This is a genomic window from Mangrovivirga cuniculi (assembly GCF_005166025.1).
In the GTDB taxonomy this organism is placed as follows: Bacteria; Bacteroidota; Bacteroidia; order Cytophagales; family Cyclobacteriaceae; genus Mangrovivirga; species Mangrovivirga cuniculi.
This window is the reverse complement of record NZ_CP028923.1, coordinates 3,625,811-3,642,990: the sequence shown is the minus strand read 5'-3', so window position 1 is coordinate 3,642,990 and position 17,180 is coordinate 3,625,811. Positions and strand designations below refer to the sequence as shown.

The following is a 17,180-nucleotide window of genomic DNA, read 5'->3' as shown; positions in this document are numbered from 1 at the left end:
AAGAGCTTGTTCCAAATCGAAGTTTACGGATTTGAATTTTTGTCATATACAAACTAGGGTTACTTTAAACTGCTGCTTTTTTATTATTCAACCTCTTTTTAAGATGTAAAAGTATTGTGAAATAAAAAGGGAAAGAGTCCTTTGATGATATGCAGTAAAGTATCATTTAAAGAGATAATGTATTAGCATAACCATTATAAAACCGGAAACAGCTATTATACCTGTCATAATAGTCCAGGTTTTAAAAGTTTGTTTCTCTGTTATGCCCAATAGTTCTTTAACCATCCAAAAGCCACTATCATTTACATGTGACATGAACGTACCTCCTGCAGCAATAGCAATGACCAGGCATGCGAGACTAAAGCTACTTGTGTCAGCCAAATTTAGTGGAGACACTAATCCGGCAGCTGTAATCATTGCTACAGTAGAAGATCCCTGCATAATCCGAATTAACAAGGCAACTATAAATGCAAAGACCAGTACGGGGAAGCCTATTTCTGATAAATTATTAGCAAGCATTTCTCCGGCACCAGTATTTACTAAAACCTGCTTAAATACTCCACCTGCCCGGTAATTAAAATAATCAAACCTGCAGGACCCAATGATTTGGTACTGATATCTAATAATTCTGTCTTCGTAAATCCTAGCTTGATCCCCAATACATACCAGGCTATTATATTTGCAATAATTAATGCTGCAAAGGGATGACCTATTAAGGTAATTGTTTTTTTTATTGCCGGGTTAAATATTGGGAGGATTCCGCTATTATTAAAAGTGCTAAGGAGAATTAGAAATATTGGGATGGCGATTATCACTAATATGGTATAAATATGAGGTTGTTGTTTATTGTTTTTCTCTCTGTTTGTATCATTAATGTTAGATAATGCAGGGAGCCCGACGAAAATCTTTTTCGCGATAAATTTACCATAAAATATACCTCCAATAATTGCTGCGGGCAGACCTACTAGTCCGCCAATTAAAATCACCCACCCTAAATCAGCACCAATAATATCAGCTACAGCAATGGGACCCGGCGTTGGTGGCATAAAGGCATGGGTTACTGCCAGTCCGGCTAAAAGAGGAAGCGCAAATACTAAAAGTGACTTACCGGTTTGCTTATGCAGTGCATAGATCATTGGCACTAATAATATAAATCCAACTTCAAAAAACACGGGAATAGCAATAATGAACCCTGCAACAGCCATGGCACCTGAAGCATTTTTAACACCAAATTTTTTATCAGAAAATCAGCCACTATTCTGGCTCCACCAGAGTGCTCCAGAATGGCGCCAAACATAGCACCTAGACCAACAACTGTCGCAACAAAACCCAACGTATTGGCCATGCCTTCCTTTATGGTATCCATGATTGCAATTGGCTCAAGTCCTGCCAGCACACCTACAGCTATGCTTGCAATTAAGAGAGAAGGAAAAGCATGTAGTTTTACTTTAAGGATTAAGATCAATAATACGGCTATCCCGGTAAAAACTGCTAATAGTAAATTGTAATCCATATTCAAGTTGATTTTACCATTCTGTGTGATGAAATCTGCCTGGTTCATCATCGATTCTTTGATAAGTATGAGCTCCAAAATAGTCTCTTTGTGCCTGTATCAGGTTAGCGGGAGAATTGCTATGTGAAATTGCATTTAAATAATTGATAGCCTCACTCAAACAGGGGACAGGCTGATTGCTTTCAATGCTCTTAGCAACAACCCTGGTAAGTGATGGTTTTAATTGTTTTATCGAAGAAATGATTTCGGAATGATGGATTAAATCTTCTTCTTTCCGGAGAATATCGACAAGCTTTTCCATTAGAGTAGACCTGATAATACATCCATTAGTCCAAATTCTGGCAGTTTCGCTTAAGTTAAGTGACCAATCGTAAGATTTTGAGGCTTCATTCAGGAGTTTGAAACCTTGTATGTGATTTACGATCCTTGCTAGTTGATAGGCTTCTAAAATGATATCATCAGAAATCTTTACAGCGCTTACTTCAACAGGTAACATCTTCCCGACAGCTATTCTATCATCTTTAAAGGCTGATATATACCTGGCAAACAAAGAGCTGGCAATCATCGTAGAAGGAGTTCCTAATTTTGCAGTAGCAATTGTCGTCCAGTTACCCGTACCTTTATTACCGGCTTTATCCAATATTTTGTCGATCAGCCATGCATCTCCTTCTTTTTTCTTTAAAATGTCAATGGTGATCTCTAGCAAATAGCTTTGCATTTTGTTTTCAGAATCAGCCAGGATGCTGGCAATTTCATCCGGGTTATTGCCTTTTGTTCTTAATATTTGATATAGTTCTGCTAATAGCTGCATCTCGGCATATTCAATTCCGTTATGCACCATTTTAGTGAAATGTCCACTGCCGGATCTTCCTACGTAAGTACAGCAGGCTTTACCCTTTTTATCTCTGGCTGCAATTTTTTCGAGGAAAGGCTTTACTTTTTCGTAGGCATTATAATTACCACCTGGCATAATAGATGGCCCTTTTAAGGCCCCTTCTTCACCCCCTGAAACTCCACAACCTATAAAACTTATACCATGTTCGGATAATTTTCTTTCTCTTTCAGAAGTGTCTTCATAATGGGAATTGCCACCATCAATAATGGTGTCATTTTTTGATACTAAAGGGATTAATTCACTAATAACATCATCAACTGCAGGACCGGCATTAACCATTAATAATATTTTTCTTGGCTGTTGCAGGGAACCAACGAATTTATGTAATTCATCGAATGCGAGAGTATTTTCAAGTTCTTGATGCTTTTTTTTAAAATTTAAGGCAATATTTTCTTCTTTTCCGGGTACATGCCTGTTATACATTGATATTCTCACTCCCATGGAAGCAAAATTCCGGCAAAGGCTTTTTCCCATAACCCCGAGACCTAATACACCGAATTCAGATAGGTCTTTAAGGCTTTGAAGAATCATTTCAATTACTGTTTTTGGACTATGTTCTACATTAAAAGTGAGTGCATTCTCTGGTATTTCCAGGGTGTCAAATTGAGACTGTAGTAAGCCTGGCGGCATATAGTGGTCTTTTCTATTTTTGAGGCGTTTATATACCACTTCAAAGCTACCTTCCAGGTAAATCCAATGAGGAGGATTATTTAAACCTTGTTCTAATTTAGTTCTGTACTTTTCTTTTAAGGCAGAACATGCAATGATACATCCTGATTTCTGAGCCTGTTCTTTAGCTAAAATATTCAGGCTCTTAAGCCAGTCCTCCCTGTCTCCATCATTCAAGGGCTTACCACTGGCCATTTTTATTATATTGTGATCCGGATGATAATCATCTCCGTCAAAAAAAGGAAGGTCTAATTTTTCGGCTAATAGCTTACCTACCGTTGTTTTACCAACACCAGATACACCCATGATGATATAAATCCCGGAAGTTGTATTTTCCATTGATTAAGGAGGTTATAGCAATTAATAAAAATCAAAAAAGCAGTTCATTTTATGCTTACCAAATTTTCACTAATATTTTTGAAATCTAATATCAATTCTATGTGCTCCTACACTGGGATTTATATCTTTATGGGATGCTTTTTGAATATTTATTCACCACATTGCTGATAGGCTCTCTCTGCCTGGCCTTTTCCCCAGGTCGGAGCAATTTCATTTTCAGTTTTATAAGTTTCAAATTTCTCAATTGATTTCCCGATTGTTTCACAGGCTTCGACAGTAGATGAGCCCATAAACTGGGCAGTGCCGTACATCATCTGCCCCAACATTAATAAGGCTCTTGGGTTTTCAGGATCTTGCTGCAAAGCCTGGTTATATTTTTGCATGGCCATACCTGAATACTTTTGGCCCCGGGTCGCAGGATCGACCGAAAGCTTTGCAGTATAAATAAACCCTTGTAAAGTCAATAATTCTGCATGTTCGGGGGCGAGGTTTAATGCCTTGTCCAAATGTTGTTGGGCTATTGCTAGTAATGCATCTTTCTTGTCAGATTTTGTTTCATCAAAAGAATATAGAGTATAAGCAAAGGCAATGTAGTATTCCGGCTCCCATCTTTCTGGTTCGGCATCTGCAATTCGAGTAAGGTTGTTTATTGCGATCTGGTAACTTTCCTCAGAATCAGCCGAGTAAACCAGTTCGATGTTCTTTTTCATGGCCTTTTCAAATTTTTCGTTTCCGAAAACTGAAAAAACTAAGATTGTCATAAGAGAGGTAATGATTGCTTTTTTCATGATTTTATTATTTATCGTTCTGTAAAATTTTATTAAAGGTTCGGTAATTCGTTAAGCGATTTATTCTTCGATAGTGTGATGAAGATACCCAGGAAAATGAACCGTGGTGCGATAGGAGTGATAGCTCTTCTTTTGTAAAGCCCACTTTCGTCAGGCTTACTGCTGTACTCGTAACCGAACACATTTTTGGTTCCTAATACATTGGTTACTGAGCCATGGATGATCACGTTTGATCTCAATAGATAACTGAAGTTCATACTCAGGTCGTGGTAAGCCCTGGTTTTGCGGGAATTGAATCCTGTATTATTCGGATCATTATATGGACGTCCGCTTGCGAAATTGTATGTCATCCCTACCTGGGTTTTAATCTTATCGATAAAATGTTTGTAGACAATAGAGAAATTATGTTTTGAGGCAAATGTAGGCGTTGCCTCGTGTGGGAAATTCAAATAGTCTCTCTTCGTATCCAGGTAGGAATACGAAATCCAGTAATCTACCTGCTCAAAAGTTTTATTGTCTCGCCAGAAAAGATCAAATCCTTTGGCATACCCATTGCCTTGATTTGTGAGGCTTTCCCGTTGGATTGATTGATTCGGAACCAATTTTACTAAGTCAGTATAATCCTTGTAATAAATTTCTCCACGGAGTATACGCCCTTCATTTTGCCATTGATAATTGATTAGGTAATGACTGGCCTTTTCTACACTCAGGTTTGGATTAAACTTTACCCATTGATTTTCTGCGGTTTGATGAAACTGCCCGATAGCCATTGATACCTGGCTGTTTTCACTGGTTTTATAAGCCATCGATAATCGGGGGCAAGTAATTGATCATTATTCAGGCTGTTGTGTTCAAAGCGTAGTCCGGCTTTGGTGATGAAATTATTTGAAGCATAGAATTCTACTTCTGAAAACCCGGCTAGAATTGTTTCTTCAAAATTAAGTGGCTGGATGGTCTGATTTGATGATAAATCAACTTGTTGCTGATAATTCCTGTTAAATACTTCCATTCCGAATTTAATCCCAAACTGGCTGGATGGATCATAACCAAGTACAGTTTTAAAGTGAACTCCATGTTCTTTTTCGTTGATTTTTGCAGTATCCATCCCGATGATATCCTGATTAGTGGTATAAGATGCGCCGGTTCTGATGCTCCATTTATTATTTAGAATATCTTTATATGAGGCGTTTAAATACCGGTACTTGTTTTCGAGCGAGTAGCGATGGAAAGTTTTCGGGTTATCAATTTCAGCTAACTGACTCACTAATGAAGATTGATTGATATTTCCATAAAATTTCAGCATTCCATCCTTATTGACCTGCTGACGGAATGCGAAATTTGCTTCCATAGCTTCGTGGGCTTTATCCATGATGATCTTCTGTTCGATCATTGAGAAGTAGGGTTTCAGGTTAATATATTGGATTTTCCCCGAGACAGAGTTTTTATCCCAGACTTTAGTGCCACCAGCACTAAGGCCTACCGACATAATGCCCAAGTCTATCCGGTCATGATTAGGAGTGTCTTTGGTATTCAGAATTAATGCAGAGGATAATGCCTGACCGTATTCGGCTGAGTATCCACCGGTGCTAAAGCTTGCACCTTTAAACATCATGGGTGAAAACCTACCGCGGCCGGGGGTGTTTGGAATTGAGGGGTTATAGGCATTTAACACCTGCATGCCATCAATAAAGGTTTTGGTTTCATGTCCGCTACCTCCTCTGACAAAGAGTCTTCCTTGTTCACCAACAGTTTGAGTACCCGGAAGTGTGTTAAGCGCCCCGGCTATATCGGCTGTTGCACCAGCGGTAGTAACAATATCCATCGGCTTCAGTACTTCCTGCCTGTTTTCATCTCCGGCGCCAAATGATCCGGCAGAAATAACTACCGCCTCTAGTTCATTAATAGATTCTTCTAAAACGAAACCAAATTCAGATGAATTGGGGTTAAGGTTAACAGGTTGATTAATAGTTTTATAGCCTATGAAAGTCACTACAAGGATTTGCTCCCCTTCATAATCCGTTTTAAAATGAAAATTTCCATTTACATCAGTTGAAGCCCCATCGTAAGTTCCTTTGATATAAATATTGGCACCAATTATTGCATCGCCTTTTTTATCTGTTACAGTTCCTTGAATGGTAACTTGAGCTAATGCTAATTCAAAAGTGAAAAATGTGATAAACAGGTATGTCAGGATTTTCATTTCTTTCTGTTTTTTTGATAAAGGTGACGAAGATTACCTTTTAAAAGAAAAATGATTTACCCAACCGTTGGATTAGCAGGATGAATTGTGGAAATGGGTGGTTAAGAAAAATTAAGATGTTCTTATACCAGGAAAAGACAAGGTGATTAATGCTATTTTAATGGAAGAGTTAATCGATTTAGAGTTTTTTCTTTATATAAGTCACCGATAGGGATTTCAATATTACCAATTTCGATATCGTTTTTGGTATAAGCTGTTACGTGATCGATATTGGTAACGAATGAACGATGCACTCTCATAAAACGACTGTCAAGTTTTTCTTCAAAAGCAGTTAATGTATGCTTTATTATGATTTTATTGTCGATAAGATAGATGGAGATATAGTCCTTAATGCTTTCTATGTATAAGATGTCATCTAATTCAATTTTTATATTCTTTTTATTCTTTTGAATATATATGTGCCCTGATTTCTCAGTTAAATTAGAGAATGAATGTTCTAAAGAAATACTATTTCTGAATTTTTCTATTGCCTTCATAAATCGGGTGAAAATAATTGGCTTTAGTAAAAAGTCGACTGCACTTAAATCAAAACCATCGAGAGCATAATCCCGAAATGCAGTGGTGAAAATAACCTTAGGTTTGGTGATCAGATTTTTATAGAAATCAGTGCCTTTTAAAACTGGCATTTCGATGTCTAAAAACAGAAGGTCAATCTTTTCATTTTGTAATACCTGGTGGGCTTCCACAGCCGATTTGCAACTGGCTACCAACTCAAAGTCATCCAACTGTGATAAGTGAGTTTCAATTAGCTCTCTGGCTAACTCTTCGTCATCTACGATCATGCATCTATACGCCATTAGCATCCAGGGTTAATTTTACTTTAAACGAATCTTTTTCTTCATTAATTTTCAAGGAGTATTGATTACCAGGGTACAATAGTTGAAGCTGTTTTTCAATATTACTGAGTCCAATAGCTGATCGGGACTGATTATTGTCTGTTAGTTCAGTCTTTGGTTTGGTATTTTCTATACAAAAAGCAATTTTTTCATTAGATGTAATAAGCTTTATATTAATAGATGCCTGATTTATTTCCTGGTTAACACCATGCTTGAAGGCGTTTTCTACAAAGGTAAGCAGTAAAAGAGGGGCAATTTTCACTTCATTGTTAACCTGTGAATCAAAAGTTATGTTTAACCGCTTTCCATACCTTACTTTTTCCAGGGAGATGTAATTTTCAATCAGCTTTACCTCATTCGAAACCGATACATACCTCGCCTCACATTGATATAAAATATAATCCAGAATATCAGATAATTTTTCTATTACCTCTGGAGTTTGGTCTGATTTTTTTAATGCAAGAGCATACAGGTTATTAAGTGTGTTAAAAAGAAAATGGGGGTTTAACTGATGCTTGAGCAATTGTAGTTCTGTTGTCTTTTTTTGTTCTCTCAGGCTTATGATTTCTTTTTGTTTTCTGTAATAATCGATTACAATTAATATAATAGCAGGAAATATTAGCCCTGTTATACTTCCCATAAAGGCATATCCATTAGTTATCCGTTCTATAAAATTCAGCGGAGGCCTGTACTGATAAATCTCCGGATATTTAGGCAATAAGTAAAAGCAGCGTATTGCTGTATGTGAAACATAGGCGCAATACACTGCTGCCAGACCTAATACTATGAATAGTAATTTTTTCTTCTTTACAATAAAAAGAGGGAGAAGAATGTATATAAATGCATAAGCAAGAATAAATTGTACAGTTGTTTTTGCCAGCATTCGCTCCAATAAGAATAACTTATCTTTTTCGTGTGGCCATGCCGAACTGATATAATAAAGAAGCATCACACACCAAAAGATGATATGACCAATGGTTTTTCTTGATTTAAACATGTGATGCAGTTCCTTCATTAAAAAATACCTTCTGTAAATCGGTTTGTTACTGGCCCGTCACAGAGGTGATAGTTGCTTTAAAATCTGACAGGTTCTTCTTATATGACAGCAGTCTGGGATCATTTTGCTCTTCAGCCAGCTTTACTGCCTTTTTATAATGCTTTAAAGCCTGGTTTTTTTCGCCATTTAGTGCCAGACCTTCAGCATAACTATCATGCGCATTCGGAGAACCCGGGAAAATCTTTAAATTTGCTTTAAATATAGCCAAAGCCGAATGTATTTGATGGTTATCCAGGTAGAAATAACCCATATCATTGACCATAAATTTTTCAATGTGTTTTCTGCTCAATAATAAACTTATTAGATCATAAACCTGGGATTCATCATCAGTTGTCAGTTTTTTCTTTAAGAGAATAGTCTTAAGCTTGTTGAAAGGTTCTTCTCTGTAGTCTGTCGCTGCTTTGATTGCAAGTTCATGTGCTTTTGAAAACGCTTCTTCCTTTGTAACAGGAATATCAGGTTGGACACCGACACCTTCCCAGTTAGTTTTTGTTATTGGGTTAATCGATCTGGCATAAGGCATTATAATTCCATAACCTCCTGTTAATGGCATATGGTTTACGGGGTGAGCTCCACCACCGGTACTTTCACCAATTATTATCGCTCGTTTTCTGCTTTGTAAATCATAGGCAAAAGCTTCTGCTGCCGAAAAAGTGAAATCACTAGTTAAAACAAAGAGGGGGACTTCCATTCTGTTTCTTCCCTTAACAGAAACTGTCTTTAGCTCTTTGTAAGTGTCGGTTCGTCTTTCATATACACCACTGAGTGGAATGTTTTCTCCCAGGAAATAGCTGCTCCAGTATAATCCGAGACTATTTCCACCGCCATTTCCCCTCAAATCGATAATAATTGCATCAGCTGTAGACAGGTAGTCCATTATAGCATCAACTTTTGGTATATCTTCCTTTCTAAACCCTTTAAGTTCTACGTAGCCAACATTACCCTTAAGCAGGTTAATTTTTCCAAATCCACCTTCTCTAAACCGCTCGTAAATTTCCAGATGTCTGGTTATAAAATCAGTTTCAGAATTAGGATGGGGTGGAGGTGGAGGCGGGGTGATGTTAAGGTGTTTATCTTTGGTGATTTTTTGCATCTCCTTTGAAAGGGCCCTGGCAAATTTTTTAGGTTCTTTAAACTCATCGAAGTAGTTCGATTTTAGCAACTTATCCAGATGGGTATTAGTTTTCCCGGCTTTATCCAGAAAAATATAGTTTTCCAGCATTAGCTCCTGTGCTTTTTTGATTATTTCTTCTTTGGATTGCCCGTAGCTAAAGATAGGCAAGCAAATGAAAATCAGAGTAATAATTTCTTTTAGTCGATTCATGATATTGATTAAAGTTTGATTCTTCTTGCTCTAACTTATGAAGAATTATGACTCAAAATCGGTAGTGTCGACAGACGGAGAGTTGCAGTAGACAGACGGATAAATAATTTCCAGTAGCGTCAATCAGAATAGAGAGAGTTGTTAATTGATACCTTATAGATGGGGATACTAATGTTGGAGTGTATGGTTAATTTTATGAAAGCAGGTGTTATTACGTTTAATAGATGGGGATAAAATAAAACCGACCAGGAATTTCCTGGTCGGTTATTATTATTGAGATTAAATGATATTCTTATTAGTTGTATAGAGATTCTCTTGCTCCACCAGCAGCAAATAATGCTCGCATTCTTGCTTTCTGACCTTCAGAGAACATGTACATGCACTCGTCATTAACATAGTCCATGTAGTTCATTGTCATGTCGTTAGATCTGCAGTTTACAGTAGGGTAAGAAGGACATCCGTAGTTAGGTCCGTCAGAAGAAGGAGTGTCAGCAACGAAGTCATCCTGCTTACATCTTCCGTCACCCCAGATGTGTCTAAGGTTAAGGTAGTGTCCAACTTCGTGAGTAGTAGTTCTTCCTTTGTCAAAAGGAGCAGCTAAATAACCAGTATCTCCGAAAAACTCAGGTCCAACAACAACACCGTCAGTTGCAGGGTCGCCACCAGGGAATTGAGCATAACCTAATATGCCACCACCGATGTTACATACCCAGATATTCAATGCAGACTCAGGAGTTACGACATCTACACCACCGTTAGATGCAAACTTCATTTCATCTCTTGTTCCCCATTCAGTTCTTGAAGAAGCTTTTCTGGTTACTCCGGCTAAAGTGAAGTTAATATCAGCATCAGCTAGCACATCAGTGAATTCAGTAGGAGTGTTTGATGCATCATTGTTAGTAAGATTGAAGTCAGCGTTTAAAACATCAATCTGAGACTGAATCTGCGCATCGCTAATGTTTTCCTGTGAGTTGCTGTATATCACGTGTACATAAACAGGGATGTTGATCGAACCTAATCCATCATCAACTGGATCGCCAGTTCCACCGTCTCCATCATCACCACCATTATTGCCACCGCCATTTCCGTTGCCCGGAGTGCCAGAAGGTTTTTTAGCAGCGATAAACTGTCTAACCTGTTTTTCAACATTGTACATTCTGTTATAAAGTCCAGGGTTTTCGCTCAACTGTCTGTTTAACACCTTCATGGTGTGACAAGCCTTACCGCCATTTGTACGTGAAGCCTCATCGTCCGCATTAGTGTAAAGATAAAAGTCGCTCATATCAACAGAAACTTGCTCATCCTTATCTGCGACCATGTTTGGAGTTTCATCGTTACAGGCTGTGAAAATAAATCCTGTAACAAAAAGAAGTATTAAAACTTTTCTCATTAGGTTTTTGGTTTGGTTTGATAAAGTTCGCAATGTAAAGATTTATTTTTACAAAACAAACATAGATTAATTTGAATTAAGTATTTATCGCCAAATTATATTCTGTCTATATTAAAGAGTCCAATATCAGATTTTTAGAAAATTATGAATAATTAAAGATGTTAGGTTAATTAAAAATAAAGCGATTGTTAACCGAAAGTTATATTGATGACTTGTTATTTATGCTTCAATATAGCTTTGTCATCATTTTTTGTAAATGTGATTTATCAAGTATCATCATCACTGCTGATACATCAGGTGTTGTGACTTTTTGAATTTTGCGAAATTCTACATTTTATAACAATTAATTGCTCTGGAGTTGTCGGGACTTGTGTCAACACGTACTTAAGGAAATGAAAAATTACCTGACATGTATTTTATGAAGTTGGTTATCATCTGTGTTCAATTTTTAAAAGCAACTAATATGAGAAATCTAATTTCAATTAATTATGTGCTTAGATTAATAATGTAGTAGCTAGTATTATTTTATTAGCAATTCTCTTTAATTAAGGCCTTGATTCGCAAGAATTTTCGAAGGTAGTGCATGCCAGACCTAATTAATTGTGTGAAGGTATCCTTTTGGTGTCAGGCCTGTTTCAGATTTAAAAGCCTTGTTGAAGGTAGTTAATGATCCAAAGCCTGCTTTCCGGGCCAGCGTTTCAAGGGTAAAGGAATGATGGTCACCTGCTTTTAGCATCCGGATAACTTCAAGAGCTCGATATCTATTTACTAAAGGATAAAACCCTGTTCCAAGTCCTTTATTGAGGATATGTGATATCGTAACTTCAGATGTTCCCAATTCTTCTGCTAAGTCTTTTCTATTTAAGTCTGGTTTTAAATACAATTTCTTTTCATTCAGGATTTCTAATAATAGTTTGCTCTTTTTATTAATCTCGGATGTAGTAATTGAGGAATTTTTTTGCTGCCTTATATTAAATAGACGGGAATCTATTAGTCCTTTATAACCAATAATCAACAAACCGATCATTTCCAACACCCAGGCACCCAGGAAGAGATCACTGTTTAATGCTTTCGGATTAAATAAGTCCAGTAAGTAAAACGTGACCCACCGAACAGTCATATAACCCATAAATACGACAAATAGTCTGTAAAATTTTTTTGCAGGGGCTTCTACATGTCGAAGGGTGAATACAAACTTCAGGACGAATACAAAGCAGATAAGATTGAATATGATGGCTATTCCATCGTGCATAAAATAAACGAAGCCTCTATTCATCATAAAAACGTATGTGTTTCCAATCTTCAAAAGGAAATAGATATATTGAATTATATGGAAAATGACATCTAGTATCCCTGGAAGGAAAAACAAGAGAAATAAGCCTTTGATCTTAAAGGTAGGATTATCAATAGCCCGAAAGAAAAAATATCCCAGTGGGGCGATAAAAAAAAGACTGGGAAGCCAGAACGGTAAAACTCCCAATCGGAAAGCTATGGGAGGTATAATTATCCAATTTGTCAGGGATATAAAATAGCTGAAAATGAATAAACCGAGCAGGCGACTGGCTCTTTTGATTTTGCCCTTTAGTGCACTTAGTGCCATTAGTAATATCAGGGCATTGATACATCCGGCACTTACAATAAAAAGTTCCAGGTCCATTCAGTATTGCTAAATTTTTTCTGATGTCTCAATTTAAATGAATAAATGGAATTTACAAGCTTGTGTTGGAGTAGGAACAATATGCTATTCTTGGAGAGCTTAATCAAACTACAATTTTTATGAAGTACATAATTCCGGCTTTTATATTAATCACCGTATGGTCAGGTTTTAAGTTAAGATCTCAAAATAAGTTATTACATGAACTTAACAATAAAGCCTTCCACTTTTCCCTGACGCCAGATTATAGGCTTGAGGGTGATGTTGCTGAATTTTTGAATAAAGAAGTTAGATCTGCACAATTTGTCGGGCTTGCAGAATTACACCGGTCAGAACAATTGAGCTTGTTTACAGTGGCTTTCCTTGATTTATTAGCAGAAGCGAATTACCACCATTTAGCACTGGAAACAGGACCTTATTCAGCAGAGTTTCTTGAGAAATCAGCTATTCCTCCCGAGGAGACACAAAGAAAAACTGCATATATCAATAGAGCGTATGGAAATCGCCTTTTTGGCTCTATGGTTCCAATTATATTTGTTGACAGGGAGGAAGATGCACTTTTTATAAAAAAAGCATCAGAGGAAGGGTTTGATTTTTGGGGGCTTGATCAGGAGTTCGCTAACTCATTTGAGATGCATTTGGATTCGATCTATTCTTATAACGAGTCTCCGGGTATGCAACTACAAAATGAATATTATGAGTTAAAGAAAATCATCCATAAAATGATCAGAAAGTCGAATTTCAGTTTGGGTTACAGTTATTATTGTGAGCTTTATGAGCACGAAGGATTGAAAAGATTTTTTAATGAATTTAATGATATACCAGAGGCTGCAAATCACATTGACCATTTTTATACAAGTCTTGATATCTACTGTAAAAGTGTACGTGGAAAAAACTCCAATCAGCAACGCGCAGATTATATGAAATCAAACTTTGAGAAACAGTATGAAAAGGTAAATGAAGAGTATCCAAAAGTATTTGTGAAGCTAGGGAGTGTCCATCTTACCCGTGGTAAGTCGCCATTTGGGGTAAATGATGTGGGGCAATTCCTAAGGGAAAAAGCAGAGCAGAATAATACTGGTTTTCTTACTATCAGACATTTAAGGAGATATAAAAACGGAAAAGATTATACAGGTAAAAAAGGATGGGAGGATGTATCAAACTTCATGAAAGCTGGTGAAAAAAAACGCTGGACTCTAATAGATCTCCGACCTGTTAGAGACAAAATTGAAGCTAAAAAACTGGAGGTTACTGAACGTGAGAAATTTGAGATTTATAGCTATGATCTTTTGCTTATCCCTCCAAATGATCATACTGCGAAAAAGAATTTTTAATTTTATTGGTATCCTGGGTATTACCAATCAATTAAATGTGTCAATGAATGTATAACCGCACTTTTGTTGCATTTCATCTTATAAAGAATCCTGCAATTCATAAGAGATTCAGCGTTGCAGTTTCGCTAAACCTCTGATAGAAGGTAGATTAGCTAGTATATTTATTTTGATATTTATTACCAGGTTTGGCTTCTTTGTTTAATTACAAATTTCAACGTAAGTACTATCACCTGGATCTACTGTAGTTGTGTCGGGTACCAATTCTTCCCGGCATGGCCAGGCTGGTTCGCCGATTTCCTGTACACATCCGGTTGCTGTAGCCATCAATCCCAATAATGCTAAAGCGACTGATTTGAAGTAACTATTGCTGAAGTTGGATTTTATGCTCTCGTGCCAGTTTAATACCTTCATTTGCACTTTTGAATATTTTGAATGTTCATTTGAAGAAAACAATTTGCCACACACTTTTTTATTTTTTCTTTCTGATAAATATTCAATAATTTCTTCGTTGCTCATTGTAGTGAAGTCGATAATATCTATAGAACATTCACTGCAGTGTCTGCTTTTTGATTTTTGAATTTTATCCAACTCATTCCACTTCATGTGGCATGGCTCCGATATAGATACTTTTTTATTATTCATAATAGGTAAGCCCATTTATTGGAATAAAGTGATTTCACCGACTCTGTCGGCCTATTCCTTATATAACTATCGTTGTTTCGGTTGTTAATAAATTCCTTTAAATCTTAAAAATAGCTGTTTCCAGCTCAAATTCAAACTTTTTCTATTATTTATACCCGTAGTAAATGGTTGTAACCGACTGTAATTGGATAAATTAGTAGCCGTTTGTAACCGTTTACGAATGAGTATGATGTATTGTGATTTTTGAAGGATATATATGCTCAAAACCAATTTTATACAAGTGGAAGAGAAGCAGGAAGATGGAAGATAAATGATGGCTAATTGCAGCTATAACAAATGCGTTTAGTTTACCATGCGCTCGAAAGGACTATTTTTATAATAAATTAAATGTTTATAACATAAGAAATTGTATTATTGTACTGTTTGCGCAAAAACAATTTTTTATCTAAAACCCAATTTTTTAATTGAATGACTACGTCTCAAGCTGATTCATTTAATCCGGAAGTAATTACCAACGATTTTTTAAAAAGAAAGCGAAAACATACCGACCCCATGGCAGATCAGGTTATCGCTCAAATAATCGCATCTGGTTATGAAGAAAAAGTGAATGATGTTTTTTTAAAATTAGTAAAAAATGACAGCTATCATCCGGATATGTTTAAGGATCTGCCGAAGGAAGTATATCAATTAGTTACCCAATATTTCGAAAGAACAAGTACATTACCTTCCTGGATTGATAATAAAAAGATCAAAATGGGAGAGAAGGTGTTTAGCCTTTTCGGACCTGAGATATTCATGTTGTTAAACGTGCTTTCTTTACCCATGTGCTATACATGCAGTAAAGGGGCAAAGGTACTCTACAAAACCGGCAGATTATTAGACAGGGGAGGTGATACAGATCCGATGACCAGAAGATTAATGGAAACTGCTCAAATGGTGGTTAATGCTATGTCTCCCGGAGGATTATCAAGTGGTGGAAGCGGAGTCATCACACTGCAAAAGGTTAGATTAATTCATGCATCCATAAGATATTATCTCAAACATGAGCGGTTTAATCCAAATGGTTGGGATGTAGATGTTCTTGGTGAGCCTATTAACCAGGAAGATCTTGCCGGCACATTAATGTCGTTTAGCCCAATAATTCTTAACGGACTAAAGAATCTGAATATAGAATTAACCCGGGATCAAAAGGAAGCCTATTTACACTGCTGGAGAGTAATAGGTTATATGATGGGAGTTGATATGGCATTTCTTCCTGAAACAGAAGAAGATAATTGGGAACTGGCAGTAAAAATATTAAAGCACCAATCTGCCCAGTCACCGGAAGGGGAAGAACTGACACGGTCGTGTATTACTTTTATCGATACCATTATGCCCGGAACCATATTTAATGGGGTTTCAGAATATATGATTTGGTATTTTTTCAAGGATATGTCAGCAGCAACAGGAATAGATCTAAGCTCGACAATTGGAGTAAAAGAAATTAAAGGAACTAAAGAAAAACTGATTATGGCAATCAGTAAATTTTTATCCAGGGAAATAAGTCGATTAGAAGACCATTCTAAGATTATCCAGGCCATTTCAGGATATTTTAATAAGCACCTTTTACATGGATATCTAAAACATTATAATGGTGGTAAAAACATTCACTTTTTTATTCCTCCTTCCCTTTGCAAAGACTGGAATATCGTAGATGAATGGCAAAATAAGTTTTTATTAACACCTGATTTTTTCGGGAACAGGCTGGCCTGGCAACACAAAAAGGATGGAGTTTAATTTTTATATTTATGGAAAATAGTTCGATTAATTGGGGTGTCAACAAAAGAAATACCTGGTTTATAGTCGGCACCCAGGTAATGATGATGATCTGGTCGTTAGGAAGTTCAATTTTAAAAGCCGGGCCAACATCGGCTGCAATAATTACTTATTTAGTTTTTGGGGCATTCATAATTTATGGAGTAATAACCAGGAGTAGGTTGATCTTTTTACTTCTTGTTTTTGGTCTGACCGGGGGTGTTTTGGAGTTAATAGCCGATCATTATTCTGTAGCAACGATCAATGCGTTAATTTATCCGGGAAATGAACCAATGGTGGTGAGTTCACCATTATATATGCCTTTTGCATGGGCTAATGTATTTGTTCAATTAGGATATTATAGTTTGCTTTTGATACGATGGAAAGGCATTCTGATGGCTTCAATTATCATGGCTGTTGCTGGGGGTATGTACATTCCATTTTATGAAAATTTCGCTAAAGATGCCGGTTGGTGGTGGTATGAGAATGTTTCAATGATTTGGAATGCTCCTTATTACATTATTATCTGTGAGGCCTTGATTTCTTTATTATTACCTGTATGTATTTATCTGATTGTTAAAAGGAAAAGTTTTTTGATAGCCCTGATTTTGGGAGTTTTAGAAGGCTTATGGATTTGGGGTAGTGCAATATTAGCTTATTTCATTGCTCCATAAAATAGTATTTA

13 protein-coding genes and 1 pseudogene are annotated in these 17,180 nt (G+C 36.6%); 3 read left to right on the top strand and 11 right to left on the bottom strand.

The genetic code is table 11. The features are described from left to right. Positions 1–162: 162 nt before the first annotated feature. From DCC35_RS16075 to DCC35_RS16030, 10 genes and pseudogenes are all read right to left on the bottom strand, one after another. A pseudogene (locus tag DCC35_RS16075) lies at positions 163–1,513 on the bottom strand (GntP family permease). Positions 1,514–1,526: 13 nt separating this feature from the next. Then, positions 1,527–3,416 carry an NADP-dependent phosphogluconate dehydrogenase gene (gene gndA / locus DCC35_RS16070; RefSeq protein ID WP_137091773.1) on the bottom strand — a complete coding sequence of 630 codons (1,890 nt, stop codon included), beginning with the start codon at positions 3,414–3,416 and terminating at the stop codon, positions 1,527–1,529. A 149-nt stretch (positions 3,417–3,565) separates the two neighbouring features. Then, positions 3,566–4,204, bottom strand: coding sequence for a hypothetical protein (locus DCC35_RS16065; RefSeq protein WP_137091772.1), 639 nt, complete (start codon positions 4,202–4,204; stop codon positions 3,566–3,568). 32 nt (positions 4,205–4,236) lie between these two features. Next, entirely contained in the window at positions 4,237–5,010 is a 774-nt protein-coding gene (locus tag DCC35_RS16060) for a TonB-dependent receptor domain-containing protein (protein ID WP_137091771.1), read from the bottom strand. Further along, positions 4,929–6,404, bottom strand: coding sequence for a TonB-dependent receptor (locus DCC35_RS16055; RefSeq protein WP_137091770.1), 1,476 nt, complete (start codon positions 6,402–6,404; stop codon positions 4,929–4,931). The genes DCC35_RS16060 and DCC35_RS16055 overlap by 82 nt, the downstream gene beginning before the upstream one ends. Before the next feature lie 152 nt (positions 6,405–6,556). Beyond that, entirely contained in the window at positions 6,557–7,261 is a 705-nt protein-coding gene (locus tag DCC35_RS16050) for a LytR/AlgR family response regulator transcription factor (RefSeq protein WP_137091769.1), read from the bottom strand. Further along, complete coding sequence (locus DCC35_RS16045) at positions 7,251–8,315, bottom strand: sensor histidine kinase (protein WP_137091768.1); 1,065 nt, start codon at positions 8,313–8,315, stop codon at positions 7,251–7,253. The genes DCC35_RS16050 and DCC35_RS16045 overlap by 11 nt, the downstream gene beginning before the upstream one ends. A 28-nt stretch (positions 8,316–8,343) precedes the next feature. Continuing rightward, the gene (locus DCC35_RS16040; RefSeq protein ID WP_137091767.1) at positions 8,344–9,681 is read right to left on the bottom strand and encodes a S41 family peptidase; all 1,338 of its coding nucleotides are present in this window, start codon (positions 9,679–9,681) and stop codon (positions 8,344–8,346) included. Positions 9,682–9,976: 295 nt separating this feature from the next. Further along, on the bottom strand, positions 9,977–11,071 hold the full coding sequence (locus DCC35_RS16035; RefSeq protein WP_137091766.1) for a zinc metalloprotease: 1,095 nt from the start codon (positions 11,069–11,071) through the stop codon (positions 9,977–9,979). Positions 11,072–11,663: 592 nt separating this feature from the next. Next, positions 11,664–12,728, bottom strand: coding sequence for an AraC family transcriptional regulator (locus tag DCC35_RS16030; RefSeq protein ID WP_137091765.1), 1,065 nt, complete (start codon positions 12,726–12,728; stop codon positions 11,664–11,666). A 119-nt stretch (positions 12,729–12,847) separates the two neighbouring features. Here DCC35_RS16030 and DCC35_RS16025 point away from each other — a divergent pair, with 119 nt between their 5' ends. Beyond that, positions 12,848–14,059: a hypothetical protein gene (locus DCC35_RS16025; protein ID WP_137091764.1), complete on the top strand. Its 1,212-nt coding sequence runs from the start codon at positions 12,848–12,850 to the stop codon at positions 14,057–14,059. A 198-nt stretch (positions 14,060–14,257) separates the two neighbouring features. Here the strand turns inward: DCC35_RS16025 and DCC35_RS16020 are convergent, their stop codons facing one another. After that, complete coding sequence (locus DCC35_RS16020; protein ID WP_137091763.1) at positions 14,258–14,701, bottom strand: hypothetical protein; 444 nt, start codon at positions 14,699–14,701, stop codon at positions 14,258–14,260. Between the two features lie 468 nt (positions 14,702–15,169). On the opposite strand from DCC35_RS16020, the gene DCC35_RS16015 reads away from it, so the two are divergent. Both DCC35_RS16015 and DCC35_RS16010 read left to right on the top strand, forming a co-directional pair. Further along, positions 15,170–16,477, top strand: coding sequence for an oxygenase MpaB family protein (locus DCC35_RS16015; RefSeq protein WP_137091762.1), 1,308 nt, complete (start codon positions 15,170–15,172; stop codon positions 16,475–16,477). Positions 16,478–16,488: 11 nt separating this feature from the next. Next, positions 16,489–17,169, top strand: a complete 681-nt coding sequence (locus DCC35_RS16010; protein WP_137091761.1) for a DUF6989 domain-containing protein — start codon at positions 16,489–16,491, stop codon at positions 17,167–17,169. Positions 17,170–17,180: the final 11 nt, after the last annotated feature.

What these genes read in the sequence shown, in the direction of transcription:
- gndA (WP_137091773.1), bottom strand. Translation starts at nt 3,416, where the DNA reads ATGGAAAATACAACTTCCGGGATTTATATCATCATGGGTGTATCTGGT.
- DCC35_RS16065 (WP_137091772.1), bottom strand. Translation starts at nt 4,204, where the DNA reads ATGAAAAAAGCAATCATTACCTCTCTTATGACAATCTTAGTTTTTTCA.
- DCC35_RS16060 (WP_137091771.1), bottom strand. Translation starts at nt 5,010, where the DNA reads ATGGCTTATAAAACCAGTGAAAACAGCCAGGTATCAATGGCTATCGGG.
- DCC35_RS16055 (WP_137091770.1), bottom strand. Translation starts at nt 6,404, where the DNA reads ATGAAAATCCTGACATACCTGTTTATCACATTTTTCACTTTTGAATTA.
- DCC35_RS16050 (WP_137091769.1), bottom strand. Translation starts at nt 7,261, where the DNA reads ATGGCGTATAGATGCATGATCGTAGATGACGAAGAGTTAGCCAGAGAG.
- DCC35_RS16045 (WP_137091768.1), bottom strand. Translation starts at nt 8,315, where the DNA reads ATGAAGGAACTGCATCACATGTTTAAATCAAGAAAAACCATTGGTCAT.
- DCC35_RS16040 (WP_137091767.1), bottom strand. Translation starts at nt 9,681, where the DNA reads ATGAATCGACTAAAAGAAATTATTACTCTGATTTTCATTTGCTTGCCT.
- DCC35_RS16035 (WP_137091766.1), bottom strand. Translation starts at nt 11,071, where the DNA reads ATGAGAAAAGTTTTAATACTTCTTTTTGTTACAGGATTTATTTTCACA.
- DCC35_RS16030 (WP_137091765.1), bottom strand. Translation starts at nt 12,728, where the DNA reads ATGGACCTGGAACTTTTTATTGTAAGTGCCGGATGTATCAATGCCCTG.
- DCC35_RS16025 (WP_137091764.1), top strand. Translation starts at nt 12,848, where the DNA reads ATGAAGTACATAATTCCGGCTTTTATATTAATCACCGTATGGTCAGGT.
- DCC35_RS16020 (WP_137091763.1), bottom strand. Translation starts at nt 14,701, where the DNA reads ATGAATAATAAAAAAGTATCTATATCGGAGCCATGCCACATGAAGTGG.
- DCC35_RS16015 (WP_137091762.1), top strand. Translation starts at nt 15,170, where the DNA reads ATGACTACGTCTCAAGCTGATTCATTTAATCCGGAAGTAATTACCAAC.
- DCC35_RS16010 (WP_137091761.1), top strand. Translation starts at nt 16,489, where the DNA reads ATGGAAAATAGTTCGATTAATTGGGGTGTCAACAAAAGAAATACCTGG.